The organism is Wolbachia endosymbiont (group A) of Andrena fulva (assembly GCF_964026815.1).
Taxonomy (GTDB): domain Bacteria; phylum Pseudomonadota; class Alphaproteobacteria; order Rickettsiales; family Anaplasmataceae; genus Wolbachia; species Wolbachia pipientis.
Genome location: NZ_OZ034701.1, coordinates 689,034 through 706,057, shown reverse-complemented (window position 1 = coordinate 706,057; position 17,024 = coordinate 689,034). Strand labels below are relative to the sequence as shown.

The window sequence follows — 17,024 nt, the reverse complement described above, 5'->3', positions numbered from 1 at the left end:
CATCAGTAATATTGTTTATATAAAAACTATAATTTTTTATGCCTGAACTTGGGAATATATTGCTATTGCTAGCCTGCTTATTGTCTTTGACATATTTGTTTTTACCGCTTAGTTCTTGTCGGTTTATTACCACTGCCATATTTTTTTGTGTATCAGCGTCAATGGCTATTTTGATCTACTGCCACATTACAAATGATTTTTCACTTGAAAACGTATACTACCACTCACACACAACAAAACCTTTGATCTACAAGATTTGTGGTGTTTGGGGAAACAAAGAAGGGTCCATGTTGCTTTGGACCTTAGTGCTTGTCATGTATTTATTACTAATGGATATTTATATACCTTCTGTCATCCCAGTTTCCCCCTCTGTCATCCCAGTCTCTTCTTCTGTCATCCCAGTGCCCAGACACTGGGATCCAGACAATTTAATTGCAAATGAGTACATCAAATGGCAGTGTAATAAAAACTGGATTCCAGTGTCAAGCACTGGAATGACACCAGAACGAACTAATGGTAGTAAATTAAAAAAAATATCTCTTATCACTCATGGGCTGATTTGCTTTTGTTTTTTGCTGTTCACTTTAATTGAATCCAGCCCCTTCACTAAAATGCCAGGCATTGAAACAGATGGATTGGGTTTTAATCCGATATTGCAGGATATAGGCCTTGCTATTCATCCACCGATATTATATTTGGGGTACCTTGGATTTAGCGTTCCTTTTTCGCTCTCTATAGCTGGATTAATTTTAAATACTGAAGGAAATGTTTGGGCTAAAATTGTCAGGCCTTGGGTACTTATTTCTTGGTCGCTGCTCACTTTGGGCATCAGCTTGGGTAGCTGGTGGGCATATCGCGAACTTGGGTGGGGTGGATTTTGGTTTTGGGATCCAGTGGAAAACGTTTCTTTGATGCCGTGGCTAATTGCAGTAGCGCTGACACATTTGTTGCTCGTGGTACGGAATTTCAATGTTTTAAGGAACTTTGCTATTTTACTTACGCTTACAACTTTTATATTGAGTGTGACTGGAACATTTCTAGTCCGCTCAGGAATACTTACCTCAGTGCACACGTTTGCAGATGACCCAAGATATGGACTATATATATTAGCTCTACTTGGTGTAATTACAGTCAGTAGCTTAGTAATATTTGTAGTATTTACGAGAAAAAATCACACGCCTGCGATGTCATTCCAATGCTTGACACTGGAATCCAGAAAGAAACTTGCTACTCAAGTGACAGAGGGTAGAAGATTCTTTTCACGCTTTACGATGATACTGATGAACAATTTATTATTCATCACTGCCTTTTTCATCGTGTTCGTTGGCACTTTATACCCTACAGTGCTTGAGTATTTAACCGGTGAATTAATTTCAGTTGGAGCACCATATTACAATTCTTTATTTAACTCTATTGCACTAGCTATTCTAGTGCTCACCATGATCGGGCAATACTGCAGTTGGCAGGGAAATAGTCTATTGCCAATATTCCGTGAATATAGATTTTCATTCTGCAGTGCTGCAGCTATTTTGCCGTTTATCTTTCACATGGAGCTAATAATTGTGCTATCAATTACTATCTCCATAGCATTATTAATCTTTGTTTTAGAAGCATACAGTAAAAGAATTCGTTTATTTAAGGTAGCATTTGGTGAATCAATTTTATTAGCAAGAAGAGTTTCTAAGTCCTACTATGCAATGATGCTTGCTCATGCTGGAGTGGCAATTCTAGTGCTTGGTATAGCTTATTCAGTTGGTTGGCAGGAGAAAAAAGAAAATTACTTAAAAATAGGGGATAGCATAACAGTCAATAAATTTAAAGTTACTTTACGCAATATTGAGCTAATAAAAGAAAAAAATTTCCATGCAGTGAGGGGTACAATGGATATCAGGAATTTGCTGAATAATAAGATATTAGGTGAAGTAACTCCTGAATATAGATTTTACCTTGCGGAAGGTCAGAAAAATGTTGAAAGCAGTATCTACCACAATTTGCTTTCTGATATTTATGTTGTAATTGGAGAGATTGATAAGAGTAAGAGCAAAATCGCAGCCAAAGTGCACTATAAACCTGGAATGTCTATAATCTGGCTTGGATCCTTTCTTATCGCTTTTGGTTCGCTCCTTGCTGCTTTTCCTTTTAGTGGACGAGCAAGGATTGTCTAGCTGTCGTGGATTTTATTAACAACACTCCTAGGTCCAGAGTGCAACGTATGAGAAATTACCGAGCTATAGATACTGATTTGCAAAGGTTAGAACCAAAGAAAGTTATATTTTTTTGTTGACAGACCTATATATTACGATATTCACTAAGGGATTAGTGAGTAATGGTTATACAATATGAATGGTGGGGTATCAGGCAAGAAAAAAGTTATACGCACTCCTTTCGATTTTAAGGAGCCTTACAGCGATTGGCGTCAAATTTTTAAACGTCCTAATCAACAGTATAACCCTTCCAACTATGATTCGTCGAGCGAAATAAATGAACACGATATAGAAACTCAAAAGATTGAAGAAGGTGATGGCCATGATTCAGGTATTAGTTCCGATGATGAGGATGACCGGACAACTTATACAGCAGTACAATTAACTAATGATTCTCTTGATAGCCAAAGATATACAGGAATATGCATTCCCACACCAACTGATGGTTGGGTAGGTGAAAATAATCATCAGACTGGTTTATCAGGTGATTTGCCAGACGTGAGTAATAATCCACAAATTTTTGAAAGTACTGATTCAGTACAGCTAGATAATATTGTTTTTAGCAATCTAATTCAGCTTTCCTTGATTAGTCAAGAGCATAATTCTACCTGCAATGATCATGTAATTTGTGATTCAGGTCACAATTCTGACGATGAGGATCAGATTCCAGAGGACTTTCCTTCAAGGAAACGAGTACGATCGATTGAAATTGATCAGTTTGAACCGTTGTACAAGAAGAGGAAAATAGAAGCACAAAATAATCAAAAATATACAGAAAATGTATGTAATCCAACAAATGGTGGTTTGTTAGGTGAAAGTGATAATCCACAAACTTTTGAAAGCGATCCTTTACAGCATGGTAGTAATGGTTTAGGTTATAACTTCAATGGTTATAGTCAAGCAACTTATAGTAAATTAAGTGCTTCAGATCAAGAAGAGGGTCAAGGCTATTCTTTAGGTGGTTCTTGTGAAAATAAAGAAAATTTGACAAAGGGCGCTGGTGGTAGTAATCAGACTTTTGAAGGTGAACAGAAAAGCTCAGAATTTCCGAAAGTTGACAATTGGTCAGATAGTGATGGGAACTCAGAAGATAGTTCGGACTCAAAAAAGGGTTCGTACTATAGTTCAGGTAATCTTGATTCAATGGAGTTAACAGATGATTTGGATTCAGAAAATGATCGGGACCTAGAAGATGATAATCCTTTTCTAAAAGACTCACTTTTTATGAAACTAAAAATGTCGTTAACTCAAAGTAAACAGGATCTGATTGATAAATGCTGTGGGGAGGTGAGAGGTATAACAGAACAAAATGAACAAAAAGATATAAAAAATACTCCAGAAAGTATTAAGTGCATAGTAGCTAAATACTTAGAAAAAGAAGTAATGTTAAATTTAAAATGTAGTTGTTGTAACAAAACTGTAACAAATACAGTATTTGAAGAAATAAAAGATCTTACTAGTGGTAGTCATATAAGTAACAGAAGTAACACTTTTGTATTTGATAACTTTCCCTATCAAAGTAAAGATCAAAACTGTAACAAAAAAAATGAAGTGTCCGAAGAGGACATTATCAAAAGCATTGTTAGTAATTTATTGTTAGAAGGTGGGAAGGTAAAACGCCATAATTTTTTCGATGGGAATGAGTTTGAGCAGATAGTTACTTGTAATGGATTTGATGATGGTCTTTCTGAGAAATGTAAGGAAATTGAAAGCAAGCTAAAAGGTTTAGCATATGAAAGTATTGTAAACAAAAGCAAGCAGACTCAAAATGTATTAGGAGTAGACAAGGATAATAGATATTTTTGTATAGAGTACTCGCAAGATAGTATTGTTGAAGTTGCAGAAATCCTAAACAATGAAAAAGCCAAAGACTTAAATTTAAGAGTTGGCATACTCAAAATTGGAGAAAGTATAGTAAGAGTTGAAAATGTAGAAGAAATAGGGGGAAAAAGAAATTACATGGATGTCTCAAAAGGTGGTATTGAAATGTCTTTTACTACTGAGGTAGGAGAGATAAGTATTTATCTAAGTCCTAGTGAGAAAGGCAGCAATAAAATAAAAGTGGAGATTGATGGGGAAAACAGAGCAAGGCTTAATGAGTTAAAAAATAGGGGAAAAAGTTTAGGGGAAAACTGTCTTTTAGGAGGAAAAAGTGTTGAGGAAGCTATAGAGCATGAAAGTTTTGAAAGATATGGCAGTGTACCTAACACTGCTATGAAGGAACCTAGCTTAGGTTGCGTTGCTAACATAGCAAGGGGGGGATAAGCTTGCAGAGATAAAATGATGGGCCAAATTGGCGGTATTTTGCTCTTGTAATGTACTTCAAAATTGCAAAGTTTGCACTAGATAGAACTTAATTGACAGACAAGAATCAACTGACAGAAAAATTTACATAGTCAAACAATCACAGAATAAACTAGTGAATTTTTTGAAAAGTATATAAAATTCAAGTTTAAGTAAATAGCATGGCACTTAGACTCATTCCAGATAACCTCAATATAAAATTTAGTAAATATAGGGATTTGACTGCATTAATTAGCATTATTCTTATCATCTTTTCAATATTCACTGTTGTGCTGCGTGGAGTGAACTTAGGCATAGACTTTGCAGGCGGAATTTTGATAGAGATAAAATCTTCAGATGAGAATCACTCTATTCTCGATGCATTAAAAGAAAATGGTTTTACAGTGCAGAGTTCAAAAGCGGGTGATAATTTAGTCATGCGTTTTAAAGATGAAGGAGATGAAGATAAAATCAAAAAGATAAAAAGCATACTAGAAGAAAAGCTGGGGAGCTCAATAAGCTATCGTAAAATAGACTATGTTGGCCCACAAATAAGCTCAACACAAATATTTGAAGGAATGTTATCCATGTTGATCGCAATTGTTGGAATATTTTTTTACGTTTGGTTTAGATTTAATTGGCAATGTGGATTCAGTGGAATAACAGCACTGATTCATGACGTGATTTTAACTGTTGGTTTTATTAGCCTAACTGGCATTGAGTTTAATATTTCATCAGTTGCAGCTCTTCTCACTGTCATTGGTTATTCAATCAATAACTCAGTAATTATATACGATCGGATTCGAGAGTATTGCAAGAGTGGTAAAAGTGGGCGGATGAGTGAGATAGTAGATGCAAGTATCAACGCTACATTATTTCGCACTATATTAACCTCGGGTACAACCCTTCTTGCTGCTCTTCCTTTGGCATTAATCTGCACAGATGCAGTGAAAGACTTCAGCTTGATCATTTTTTTTGGTATTTTGATTGGCACTTGTTCTGCAATATTTATTTCTGCTCCTATATTAACCTACAGAGCTTTGATAAGTAGATTGTAGAAGTGTTTAGTCGCGGTATAATATCAACTTATTATCTCTTATAGTGAAATGAAAATACCTTAAAAAGCTCATTCCAAGTAGTGAATGAGACATAGAATGAGTGTTAACGCTTGCCTGTACATCATTAATCAAAAAATTTCCTATTTTAACTTGAGGTATTTGAACCACTCCAGCTTTTATTTGACCTTTCGCAGTTTCATATATTTTAAAATCCTGAACATTTTGTAAGTTAATACCAACATGTAATGCGTCTTTTTGTGATAGAACAATATCGGTTGCTCCAGTATCAAGCAAAAACGTTATATTGCGATCATTGACTTGAGCCTGAATATAAAAGTGTCCATCATATGACTTCGTAAATTCAATACTTCCACTATTCTGACCGCTATTTTGAATTCTTCCTTTATATGGTAAAAAAGTACTGAGAAATCTGTCGCTTAGTTTGTCCCTTTGTGAATCAATAAGCATTGCAGTAGTGGCTATTATTAGCAACCAAATAACTAGATTTTTCACCGCGTTCATATTGTTAAAATTTGAAGCTATTAAAATAAATTTTAAAGATCAGCGTTAAAAGTTATTATTAAAAATAAGTAAATTTCATTGTTTTAGTACAATATTTAGTATACACTTTAAGAAGATATGTTTGATTTAATTTCATGTCAGAAGCAAAAAGTTTAATTTTGGCAGCTATCCTTTCCATGTTAATCATGGTGTCTTGGCGTATTATTTATGATAATTTTTTTAGTACAAACCAAAACCAGCCATTGATTGAAAATATTGAACATATCGAATCTTTTAACGACCTTGCTCCTATAATATACCAAAATCGTTCTGAAATTATTAATTCTACTCGAGAACAGAGGGTTAGTTTAACCAATAACATGATTAAAGGATCAATTTCTCTGAAAGGTGCAAGGTTTGATGACTTAATTTTAACTAATTACCACTTAGAACCGAGTTCTTCTTCTCCACAAGTGGTGTTACTGTCACCTGCAGAATCAAAAGATGTATATTTTGCAGAATTTGGGTGGCTCGATCCGAGTAACAAGATTAAAGTTCCAGATTCTAAAGCAGTCTGGCGAGCAGATAAACTTAATCAAAAAGAGGTCAATTTATCTTGGGACAATGAGAATGGCATTTTATTTAGAATGAAAATTAACCTCGACGATAATTACATGTTTAAAGTTGAGCAAGTTGTTGAAAATAATACAAAGGATAATGTAGTTTTGGTTCCTTATGGTAAAATTAACCGTAAACGTGACAATATCAACGAATCTTATTGGATATCCCATGAAGGAGTACTGGGTGCATTTGATAATAAACTAGAGGAGTGGACATATAAGGATATTTCCAAAAAACATTTAATAAAAGCAAGCACGAGTGAAAAAAATTGGTTTGGTTTTGCTGATAAATACTGGCTCACAGCCATCATACCTGAAAAATCTGATAAAATAAATGTAAGCATTAAACATACTAACGCTAATGATATTGATAAATTTCAAGTAGATTTTGTTAAGTCTTATAAGAGTATACTTCCTGGTGCAAGCACTTCTAATGTGAATTATTTTTTTGCTGGAGCAAAAAAGTTGAATTTACTGGATTCTTATAAGGATACTCTCAATATACCTTTGTTTGATAAAGCTGTAGATTTTGGTGTTCTTTACTTTATAACTAAACCAGTGTTTTTACTGCTTGAATACTTTAACTTCGTTTTAAAGAATTTTGGCTTAGCAATATTATTGCTGACTTTAGTAATCAAACTTTTGATGCTTCCCTTATCTAATAGATCATATGTTTCAATGTTCAAGGTGAAAAGCTTGCAGCCTGAGCTAACTCGTGTAAAAGAGTTGTATAAAAATGACAGCTTAAAGCAGCATAAAGAGACAATTGCATTGTTTAAGAGAAACAACGTAAATCCAATGTCGAGCATTTTTCCCATGCTAATACAAATACCGGTATTTTTTGCTCTATATAAAGTATTATTTGTTACTATAGAGATGAGGCATGCTCCTTTTTTTTTATGGATTAAGGATCTTTCAGCTCCTGACCCAACGAACATCTTTACATTATTTGGGTTGTTTAATTATAACTTTCCTATTTCTATAGGCATTTTACCTATAATTTTCGGTGCCACCATGATAATTCAGCAGAAGCTAAGTGAGAAAGATCAAACCAGTAAAGATGATATTCAAGTAAATGTTATGAAGTTTTTACCTTACATTTCTGTCTTTATTTTTTCTTCTTTTCCTGCCGGCCTGGTAATATATTGGATATTTAGTAATATTATAACTCTAATTCAACAGTCATTAATAAAGTTGTTTTTAACAAAAAAAGTGGTAGTAAATGTCGAGAATACTAATAGTTAATTCGATTTATTATACTGAAATAGCGAACCTTTTGCTTGAAGGTGCAATTGATAAATTAAAAGGCAGTAATGCCAGTTACGATGTAGTTGAGGTTCCTGGTACATTTGAGATACCAGCTACAATTCTTTTTGCAGTCAAGAGTGGGCATACTAATTATGATGGTTATTTAGCTCTTGGGTGCGTAATTCGCGGTGAAACCGATCATTATCAATATGTTTGTAAAGGAGTAATTGAAGGCTTAAATGAGGTTGTTATGCATTATGCAATACCCCTTGGTATGGGTGTAATTACCGCTGACAGCAAAGATAAAGCACTAGTTAGAGCTGATAAAAACAAAAAGAACGTTGGTGGCCATGCAGCCTCAACTGTTTTGCGTATGATAGATTTACACAATAAATTAAAATAATGGAGGAAAAACCAGTAGATAAAAAGTGGCGCATAAAAAGAAGCACGGCAAGATTTCTTGCTGTACAAATTGCTTATTCAAATATTTTCGTAGGTTACAACAAAAGCACTTTTAAACTGGAAAATTGTGAGCTTAAGGACTACATAAATAAGTTGAAAGATATATTTGAATGTGAAGAATTTGAACATCAGTTCTTAGAAAACTTGTTATATAAGGTTATAAAAAGCAGTGAAGAATATGATAAAATAATAGAGTCTTATTTACACCCAAGTTGGTCCCTTTCACGGTTAAATCTTATAAGCTTATCTATTTTGCGTGTTGCAATATGTGAGTTAGCTAATTGTGATACGCCAGTTCCAGTTGTCATTAATGAATATACTAACATTGCATCTGATTTACTTGATAAACCAAGCGAAATTGGTTTTATTAATGGGTTATTGGATAAGGCAAAAGATGCAGTTATAGCTCTTTCCATAAAAGTCCGGATGTGATAGGATAAGGGTAGATGATGATAAGGAGGTTGAATGCCAGCAGCATATAGTTATGATTTAAGAAAAAAAGCAATGGAAGCGCTAGACGAAGGAGAAAGCAGAGAAACAGTGGCAGCAAGATTTAAGATTGGACGAACTACTTTATGGGAGTGGCAGCAAAGAAGAAAAGAAACAGGAGACTTTCAATCAAAAAAACTTGGAAATGGGGGTTACAATCACAAAATTACCGACTGGGATACCTTTGCCAAATTTGCCAGAGAACACGGAGGAAAGACTCTATCGGAAATGGCTAAACTTTGGAACAACGTTAGTATCCAAACGATCTATCGAGCCCTTAAAAAAATTGGATTTACGCGCAAAAAAAGACATATGGATACAAGGAAAGAAACGAAGAAAAACGTGCTGAATTTTTGAAAATTATAGCGACAAAAGAACCTAAAAACTTAGTGTATATAGATGAGTCTGGCATTGATAACACCGAAGACTACCCCTACGGATATTGCCAGAAAGGACAGCGGTTTTATGCCTTAAAATCTGGAAAGAAAACTCAACGAATCAGTATGGTTGCAGCCTTAAGTGGAAGAAAGATAGTTGTTCCGTTAACCTTTGAAGGCCACTGTAATATGGATGTTTTTAATGGATGGTTTGAGCAATTTTTGACACCGATCTTGGAACCTGGACAGACTGTCATTCTTGACCATACGCGTCAAGTTAAGAGATTGTGAGCAAATTTAGAGAGGTTAAAGTGGATACTCTAGCCCTTCTACGTTTGTCTTTTAATGAAAATCGCGACCAAGTTATAGTGAGTTTTTTAAGAAATACTTTTAAACTATTAATCTTGGTTAATACTAAAAATAACTCTCTAACCCGTCTTTTTAGCTCAATAAATGCCTTTGTTAAGCTAAGTTCTGTATTCTTTTTCACTTCTGTGCAACCAACTATGCCGTGAAATATAAGAATTGCGCACAATTTAGCATATAGTTCACATAATACTCTGCATGGCTTTCCTTTTAGCTTATCAAGTCTGATATGGCTTTTATACAATTTAAATAATAACTCAATTTGCCACCTTACTCTGTAAATCGTTAATACTTGCTCAGCACTAATTTTATTTTCTGGAACATTAGTTATAAATATTGACCAGTTCAACAATTTTTGATTTCTTTTAGAGGATGTATATCCCTGCGATCTTGCTAATCTATTAGCTTTCCTTCTTCTGGCTATAGACTGTTCTTCAGTTAGTTTCTGACATATAATTCTTACTCTAATTTTTGCTTCTTTTCCTAACAATACCTCGTTTTCTAAAAATAACTTATCCTCTAAACATTCTAATAACTCCATTTTTTGATTTGTTTCTACATCATATACGTTGGTATCGGATTTATAACGACTTATGAAATAAGCTCCTATTTCATTGATTTGTTTAAAAGAACTTGGCACAAAATAACCGAGATCAGATATTAGCAAATCATTGCTTAATATATTACTTAAATGTTTCCTATATCCCTGGTCTGATCTTACCCCCTCCGTTAAATTAAGTTGGTCTATTATCTGATTCATGTAGTCGAAAACTAATTGTAACTTTATTCCAGACTTAGTATTGCTTTCATAGCCACTGTAGCTAGTACCATAACCTTTATACATCTCTTCCATACTGTTAGGTAGAGTAATATAGCTACTGTCCAATAATTTAACACTATTAAATTGCTGTAAGATTTTGCAATCAACTTGCAAGATATTTTTAAAGAGAATCACAGATTCATTATACATCCTTTTCATAAATTCCACTGCTTCTTCAGTAAATCTAAAATCCAAACCTTGTTTTGTTATATCTATCGAGTCCTCGTTTAGTAATTGACACATTGTTTCTATGCTGCAATCATCAACTCCTATGTTACCAAAAACCATATCTTTTATGAATGATGAGCCATTAAGTTTTCTCTTTCTTTTTATAAAACCTACTGCAATTGATATTTCGTCTGCTTTTTCATTAAAGAATTCATTGAGGTCTTTTGATAAGCAAGCTATTCTGTCCATTGTAAGTTCTCTCATTCATATATCCAAGAGAATTTATACCTTATTATTTTCCTTCACTCTATCAACTTTACTTACACTTTTCCTTAACTTGACGCGTATGCTTTTTTGAACATTCCAGGAAATGCAGAAAAAAAATGTTCAACATTATATCAGGAGTCCTTGTCGTTTTAATCTGCACAGATTGCGAAGTTAAATGAAATAGCTTCACTGTTATGATAAGGGCGCTGGCAAAGGGTGTCAAGCAAGTTTTTCGTTTCTATATGCGCTACCTTAAGACTTCAAAGTCTTAACGCACCTAACTCCATCTGCATATAAATTTGCATGGCTCTTTCCAGTATTAAGCAATGCAAATCCAACGTTGTCTACACTAGAGCGCAGTTCCCCTATTTCCTCATTGTTTTCATTTGTCACTTTAGTGCCAATATCTGGAAGTGCGTTATCCCCCTCAACAAGGTAAAGTTTTCTTCTGAATATTTCTTGTCTGCTCATTCGATTTACAACTTCCTGACCTATATAACACCCCTTATTAAAGCTTATACCGTTTACTTTATCGATTAAAAATTGCAGCGGAAACGATGAATTCTGCACCATATCTTTCGCTCCATCTGGAACGAGATTTTGAATTCTGACTTTTTCATACTGAGTAAAATCCCCAACCGGCTCTTTTATTTCATCTTTATGTATGATCCTCATTCCTAGCAGCTTGTGCCTTGGATCTTGAAAAATAACTTGTGATTCACTACTACACTCCGCCAACTTAGTATTAAACAAAACTCCAACCTTATATAGTGCGCTAACGTCTTTAATTTTCACTTTCAAATAAGTTTTAAGCAAATCCAGTTTCTCGATTATTTGCTGCAAGTGCATGTTTTCGCACTCCAAGAGGGTGTATTTACCATATTCAATAAGAAAAAAATCATATAGATATTTTCCCTGAGGGCTAAGCAATAAAGAGTAAATGGCTTTTTGGCTATCCAACTTATTAATATCATTGGTTATAATACCCTGCAGAAAATCTCTAGTGTCAGGCCCATATAGCACTATCACACCACGACTTAAAAATGGTATATAACTCATGAAATCTCTATAAATAAATCTAAATTTTATTATATAACATTAGGCTCTTTTAGAAACTGCTTTTGGCGTGCATATTTTATAATGGCGTGCATATTTTACAAGCTCCAGCCCTTGAAATCTAACTTACGAGTATATATATATAAACTTATAAGTTAATTTGTTGATGAGGAAAAACAAATGTCAAGTATAAGTTTAAATGTATTAGATGATAGCGTGCTGATCAAGCCTATTAGCGAAGAAAAGCAAGGTGGAATTGTGCTTCCATCAAGTGCTGAAAAGAAACCTACTAAAGGTGAAGTTATAGCAATTGGTGAAGGTTCACGCAATTCAAGTGGCGAACGCGTAACTTTAACTGTGAAAGCTGGTGATAAAGTGTTCTATCGCCAATGGGCTGGTACAGAAATAGAACATAATAATGAGAAGCTTATCGTGATGAAAGAGTCCGATATACTTGCTGTCATTAAGTAGCAGTCTTTATTTTACTAAACTGAAACAAAGCGCAACATAGCGCATTGTAAATGATTTTATTATAGTTTTCTAAATTTTTTATTAACAAGAGGTGATAAAAATGACTAATGTAGTAGTATCAGGTGAGCAGTTGCAAGAAGCCTTTCGTGAAGTTGCAGCAATAGTGGATTCAACAGTAGCAATAACTGCAGGACCTAGAGGAAAAACAGTAGGGATTAATAAGCCCTATGGAGCACCAGAAATTACAAAAGATGGTTATAAGGTGATGAAGGGTATCAAGCCTGAAAAACCATTAAACGCTGCGATAGCAAGCATCTTTGCACAAAGTTGTTCTCAATGTAACGATAAAGTTGGTGATGGTACAACAACGTGCTCAATACTAACTAGCAACATGATAATGGAAGCTTCAAAGTCAATTGCTGCTGGAAACGATCGTGTTGGTATTAAAAACGGAATACAGAAGGCAAAAGATGTAATATTAAAGGAAATTGCGTCAATGTCTCGTACAATTTCTCTAGAGAAAATAGACGAAGTGGCACAAGTTGCAATAATCTCTGCAAATGGTGATAAGGATATAGGTAACAGTATCGCTGATTCCGTGAAAAAAGTTGGAAAAGAGGGTGTAATAACTGTTGAAGAGAGTAAAGGTTCAAAAGAGTTAGAAGTTGAGCTGACTACTGGCATGCAATTTGATCGCGGTTATCTCTCTCCGTATTTTATTACAAATAATGAAAAAATGATCGTGGAGCTTGATAATCCTTATCTATTAATTACAGAGAAAAAATTAAATATTATTCAACCTTTACTTCCTATTCTTGAAGCTATTGTTAAATCTGGTAAACCTTTGGTTATTATTGCAGAGGATATCGAAGGTGAAGCATTAAGCACTTTAGTTATCAATAAATTGCGTGGTGGTTTAAAAGTTGCTGCAGTAAAAGCTCCAGGTTTTGGTGACAGAAGAAAGGAGATGCTCGAAGACATAGCAACTTTAACTGGTGCTAAGTACGTCATAAAAGATGAACTTGGAATCAAGATGGAAGATCTCACGCTTGATGATCTTGGTACGGCTAAAAATGTTAAAATTACTAAAGATAATACCACAGTTGTCAGCGAAAATAGCGATTCTGACAGTGTGAAAGCTAGAATCGAGCAGATTAAATCTCAAATTGAAACTTCAACTTCTGATTATGATAAAGAAAAGCTAAGAGAACGTTTAGCGAAATTATCAGGTGGCGTTGCTGTGCTCAAAGTTGGTGGAGCAACTGAAGTGGAAGTTAAAGAACGTAGAGATAGAGTCGAAGATGCGCTGCATGCAACAAGAGCTGCAATTGAAGAAGGTATAGTTCCAGGTGGTGGGGTTGCGCTTCTTTATGCTTCATCTGTTCTCGACAAATTAAAAGGTGCAAGTGACGAGGAACAAATAGGCATAAACATTATCAAGAAAGTTCTCAGTGCTCCAATTAGAAGGTTAGTTAAAAATGCTGGTCTTGAATCTGCTGTTATAATTGACTATTTGATTAAGCAGAATGATAAAGAGCTTATATACAACGTTGAGGCTATGAATTACGCTAATGCATTTACAGCTGGTGTGATTGATCCAGCAAAAGTGGTGCGCATTGCTTTTGAAACAGCGATATCTGTTGCGAGTGTACTGATTACTACTGAATCTATGATAGTTGATGTACCAAGCAAAGAAAATGCTTCATCTCCTATGGGTGCAGGAGAAATGAGTGGCATGGGTGGATTCTAAGTAGAATGAAACCGTGGAGCAATTGCTCCACGGTAGTTCCAAAAAATCTCACATTTTACTATTCGTTAAAGGTAATACGTTTGGTGCAGAAATGCACTACTGTTTGCATCCGTTTCACTCCTTTATATTGTGGTTGTCTAATAACAAAAAGGCAGCATAAGAAAACTATAACCCCTAGTATATTTATACTATAGCTGACCCAAGCAACACGTCATACCGCGATTCATTCCACAACTGTACGAACATTACAATATGGCACATAGTAAACGATGTCATGAAAGTAGCTGACACTGGAATGACACCCTTTTGGATGGAAACCAGTGTCACGCACTGGCATGACACCCATTTGTTCCTATAGTTGTCTTTTCTCGTCTACCTTATTTTGCCACTCTGCTGAACCATACGCGTCAAGTTAAGGAAATAAAGGTATGAAAGAGATAGAATAATAAGGTATAAGTTCTCCCAGATATACTTTTAGTGAGAGAACCAATGAATAAAATAACTTGCTTATCAAAAAAGCTCAAAGAATTTTTTAATGAAAAAGCAGAGAAAATCTCAATTACAACAAGGTTTATAAAAAGAAAGAGAAAGCTAAAAGGTTCATCATTCGTAAAAGCCATGGTCTTGGGTAATATAGGAGTTGATAATTGTAGCGTAGAAACAATGTGTCAATTACTAAACGAGGACTCGATAGATATAACAAAACAAGGTTTGGATTTTAGATTTACTGAAGAAGCAGTGGAATTTATGAAAAGGATGTATAATGAATCTGTGGTTCTCTTTAAAAATATCTTGCAAGTTGATTGCAAAATCTTACAGCAATTTAATAGTGTTAAATTATTGGACAGTAGCTATATTACTCTACCTAACAGTATGGAAGAGATGTATAAAGGTTATGGTACTAGCTACAGTGGCTATGAAAGCAATACTAAGTCTGGAATAAAGTTACAATTAGTTTTCGATTACATGAATCAGATAATAGACCAACTTAATTTAACGGAGGGAATAAGATCAGACCAGGGATATAGGAAACATTTAAGTAATATATCAAGCAATGATTTGCTAATATCTGATCTCGGTTATTTTGTGCCAAGTTCTTTTAAACAAATCAATGAAATAGGAGCTTATTTCATAAGTCGTTATAAATCCGATACCAACGTATATGATGTAGAAACAAATCAAAAAATGGAGTTATTAGAATGTTTAGAGGATAAGTTATTTTTAGAAAACGAGGTATTGTTAGGAAAAGAAGCAAAAATTAGAGTAAGAATTATATGTCAGAAACTAACTGAAGAACAGTCTATAGCCAGAAGAAGGAAAGCTAATAGATTAGCAAGATCGCAGGGATATACATCCTCTAAAAGAAATCAAAAATTGTTGAACTGGTCAATATTTATAACTAATGTTCCAGAAAATAAAATTAGTGCTGAGCAAGTATTAACGATTTACAGAGTAAGGTGGCAAATTGAGTTATTATTTAAATTGTATAAAAGCCATATCAGACTTGATAAGCTAAAAGGAAAGCCATGCAGAGTATTATGTGAACTATATGCTAAATTGTGCGCAATTCTTATATTTCACGGCATAGTTGGTTGCACAGAAGTGAAAAAGAATACAGAACTTAGCTTAACAAAGGCATTTATTGAGCTAAAAAGACGGGTTAGAGAGTTATTTTTAGTATTAACCAAGATTAATAGTTTAAAAGTATTTCTTAAAAAACTCACTATAACTTGGTCGCGATTTTCATTAAAAGACAAACGTAGAAGGGCTAGAGTATCCACTTTAACCTCTCTAAATTTGCTCACAATCTCTTAACTTGACGCGTATGCTCTGCTGAACAGATACAATTTACAACCACCCCCCTACCCTTTTTAGTTGTTCAGCAAATATAGAGAGGTTAAAGGGAGTGGTATTACTTAAACAACTATAGCTCTTTCCATAAAAGTCCGGATGTGATAGGATAAGGGTAGATGATGATAAGGAGGTTGAATGCCAGCAGCATATAGTTATGATTTAAGAAAAAAAGCAATGGAAGCGCTAGACGAAGGAGAAAGCAGAGAAACAGTGGCAGCAAGATTTAAGATTGGACGAACTACTTTATGGGAGTGGCAGCAAAGAAGAAAAGAAACAGGAGACTTTCAATCAAAAAAACTTGGAAATGGGGGTTACAATCACAAAATTACCGACTGGGATACCTTTGCCAAATTTGCCAGAGAACACGGAGGAAAGACTCTATCGGAAATGGCTAAACTTTGGAACAACGTTAGTATCCAAACGATCTATCGAGCCCTTAAAAAAATTGGATTTACGCGCAAAAAAAGACATATGGATACAAGGAAAGAAACGAAGAAAAACGTGCTGAATTTTTGAAAATTATAGCGACAAAAGAACCTAAAAACTTAGTGTATATAGATGAGTCTGGCATTGATAACACCGAAGACTACCCCTACGGATATTGCCAGAAAGGACAGCGGTTTTATGCCTTAAAATCTGGAAAGAAAACTCAACGAATCAGTATGGTTGCAGCCTTAAGTGGAAGAAAGATAGTTGTTCCGTTAACCTTTGAAGGCCACTGTAATATGGATGTTTTTAATGGATGGTTTGAGCAATTTTTGACACCGATCTTGGAACCTGGACAGACTGTCATTCTTGACAATGCTACTTTTCATAAGTCTGATAAGATTATCGAGCTTGCTAAAGGGGTTGGTGCAGAAATTTTGTATCTGCCGCCTTATTCTCCAGATTTCAACAAAATTGAGCATCATTGGTTTGCTATAAAAAACAGAGCCAGGAAAAACATTCCTCTATTCGAATCCTTTCGTCGTGCTGTTGATTCTGCCTTCCTATGACCTGTTCGGACTATTATGAGAAATGCTATAAATAA

General features: G+C 34.6%; 13 protein-coding genes and 1 pseudogene. 11 read left to right on the top strand and 3 right to left on the bottom strand.

Annotated elements, in window-relative coordinates:
- The first annotated feature begins 38 nt into the window (after positions 1–38).
- From AAGD84_RS03460 to secF, 3 genes are all read left to right on the top strand, one after another.
- Positions 39–2,165, top strand: a complete 2,127-nt coding sequence (locus AAGD84_RS03460; protein WP_010962452.1) for a heme lyase CcmF/NrfE family subunit — start codon at positions 39–41, stop codon at positions 2,163–2,165.
- Positions 2,166–2,339: 174 nt separating this feature from the next.
- Positions 2,340–4,469 (top strand): hypothetical protein, encoded by a 2,130-nt coding sequence (locus AAGD84_RS03455; protein WP_341818153.1) that lies wholly within the window; start codon positions 2,340–2,342, stop codon positions 4,467–4,469.
- Between the two features lie 200 nt (positions 4,470–4,669).
- Complete coding sequence (secF, locus tag AAGD84_RS03450; RefSeq protein WP_006279649.1) at positions 4,670–5,545, top strand: protein translocase subunit SecF; 876 nt, start codon at positions 4,670–4,672, stop codon at positions 5,543–5,545.
- A gap of 6 nt (positions 5,546–5,551) precedes the next feature.
- Here secF and AAGD84_RS03445 read toward each other — a convergent pair whose 3' ends face one another.
- On the bottom strand, positions 5,552–6,067 hold the full coding sequence (locus AAGD84_RS03445; RefSeq protein WP_006279648.1) for a TIGR02281 family clan AA aspartic protease: 516 nt from the start codon (positions 6,065–6,067) through the stop codon (positions 5,552–5,554).
- Between the two features lie 134 nt (positions 6,068–6,201).
- Here AAGD84_RS03445 and yidC point away from each other — a divergent pair, with 134 nt between their 5' ends.
- From yidC to AAGD84_RS03425, 4 genes and pseudogenes are all read left to right on the top strand, one after another.
- A complete protein-coding gene (gene yidC / locus AAGD84_RS03440) occupies positions 6,202–7,911 on the top strand; it encodes a membrane protein insertase YidC (protein WP_077188570.1) in 1,710 nt (569 codons plus the stop codon).
- Complete coding sequence (locus AAGD84_RS03435) at positions 7,889–8,317, top strand: 6,7-dimethyl-8-ribityllumazine synthase (protein ID WP_006279647.1); 429 nt, start codon at positions 7,889–7,891, stop codon at positions 8,315–8,317. Before yidC ends, AAGD84_RS03435 begins: the two co-directional genes overlap by 23 nt.
- Complete coding sequence (gene nusB / locus AAGD84_RS03430; RefSeq protein WP_341818152.1) at positions 8,317–8,808, top strand: transcription antitermination factor NusB; 492 nt, start codon at positions 8,317–8,319, stop codon at positions 8,806–8,808. Before AAGD84_RS03435 ends, nusB begins: the two co-directional genes overlap by 1 nt.
- Positions 8,809–8,841: 33 nt before the next feature.
- Positions 8,842–9,509, top strand: a pseudogene (locus AAGD84_RS03425) (IS630 family transposase); the annotation flags it as partial.
- A gap of 10 nt (positions 9,510–9,519) precedes the next feature.
- Here AAGD84_RS03425 and AAGD84_RS03420 read toward each other — a convergent pair.
- Together AAGD84_RS03420 and AAGD84_RS03415 are read right to left on the bottom strand one after the other, a co-directional pair.
- Positions 9,520–10,845: an IS4 family transposase gene (locus AAGD84_RS03420; RefSeq protein WP_410541713.1), complete on the bottom strand. Its 1,326-nt coding sequence runs from the start codon at positions 10,843–10,845 to the stop codon at positions 9,520–9,522.
- A 270-nt stretch (positions 10,846–11,115) separates the two neighbouring features.
- Positions 11,116–11,922, bottom strand: coding sequence for a YgfZ/GcvT domain-containing protein (locus AAGD84_RS03415; protein WP_264723436.1), 807 nt, complete (start codon positions 11,920–11,922; stop codon positions 11,116–11,118).
- A 186-nt stretch (positions 11,923–12,108) separates the two neighbouring features.
- On the opposite strand from AAGD84_RS03415, the gene AAGD84_RS03410 reads away from it, so the two are divergent.
- The 4 genes from AAGD84_RS03410 (at position 12,109) to AAGD84_RS03395 (ending at position 16,989) form a co-directional block, all read left to right on the top strand.
- A complete protein-coding gene (locus AAGD84_RS03410) occupies positions 12,109–12,390 on the top strand; it encodes a co-chaperone GroES (protein ID WP_173862895.1) in 282 nt (93 codons plus the stop codon).
- A 100-nt stretch (positions 12,391–12,490) separates the two neighbouring features.
- Entirely contained in the window at positions 12,491–14,140 is a 1,650-nt protein-coding gene (gene groL / locus AAGD84_RS03405) for a chaperonin GroEL (protein WP_264723435.1), read from the top strand.
- A 489-nt stretch (positions 14,141–14,629) separates the two neighbouring features.
- Positions 14,630–15,955: an IS4 family transposase gene (locus AAGD84_RS03400; protein ID WP_341817859.1), complete on the top strand. Its 1,326-nt coding sequence runs from the start codon at positions 14,630–14,632 to the stop codon at positions 15,953–15,955.
- Positions 15,956–16,129: 174 nt separating this feature from the next.
- Positions 16,130–16,989, top strand: a protein-coding gene (locus tag AAGD84_RS03395; protein ID WP_264705388.1) for an IS630 family transposase whose coding sequence is annotated in 2 segments (ribosomal slippage) — positions 16,130–16,454 and positions 16,454–16,989 — 861 coding nt in all. Because the reading frame shifts where the segments join, the coding sequence is not laid out codon by codon here.
- Positions 16,990–17,024: the final 35 nt, after the last annotated feature.

Excerpts from the sequence above, each read along its gene's own strand:
- yidC (WP_077188570.1), top strand. The coding sequence starts at position 6,202 with ATGTCAGAAGCAAAAAGTTTAATTTTGGCAGCTATCCTTTCCATGTTA.
- AAGD84_RS03435 (WP_006279647.1), top strand. The coding sequence starts at position 7,889 with ATGTCGAGAATACTAATAGTTAATTCGATTTATTATACTGAAATAGCG.
- AAGD84_RS03415 (WP_264723436.1), bottom strand. The coding sequence starts at position 11,922 with ATGAGTTATATACCATTTTTAAGTCGTGGTGTGATAGTGCTATATGGG.
- secF (WP_006279649.1), top strand. The coding sequence starts at position 4,670 with ATGGCACTTAGACTCATTCCAGATAACCTCAATATAAAATTTAGTAAA.
- AAGD84_RS03400 (WP_341817859.1), top strand. The coding sequence starts at position 14,630 with ATGAATAAAATAACTTGCTTATCAAAAAAGCTCAAAGAATTTTTTAAT.
- nusB (WP_341818152.1), top strand. The coding sequence starts at position 8,317 with ATGGAGGAAAAACCAGTAGATAAAAAGTGGCGCATAAAAAGAAGCACG.
- AAGD84_RS03455 (WP_341818153.1), top strand. The coding sequence starts at position 2,340 with ATGAATGGTGGGGTATCAGGCAAGAAAAAAGTTATACGCACTCCTTTC.
- AAGD84_RS03445 (WP_006279648.1), bottom strand. The coding sequence starts at position 6,067 with ATGAACGCGGTGAAAAATCTAGTTATTTGGTTGCTAATAATAGCCACT.
- AAGD84_RS03460 (WP_010962452.1), top strand. The coding sequence starts at position 39 with ATGCCTGAACTTGGGAATATATTGCTATTGCTAGCCTGCTTATTGTCT.
- AAGD84_RS03420 (WP_410541713.1), bottom strand. The coding sequence starts at position 10,845 with ATGGACAGAATAGCTTGCTTATCAAAAGACCTCAATGAATTCTTTAAT.
- groL (WP_264723435.1), top strand. The coding sequence starts at position 12,491 with ATGACTAATGTAGTAGTATCAGGTGAGCAGTTGCAAGAAGCCTTTCGT.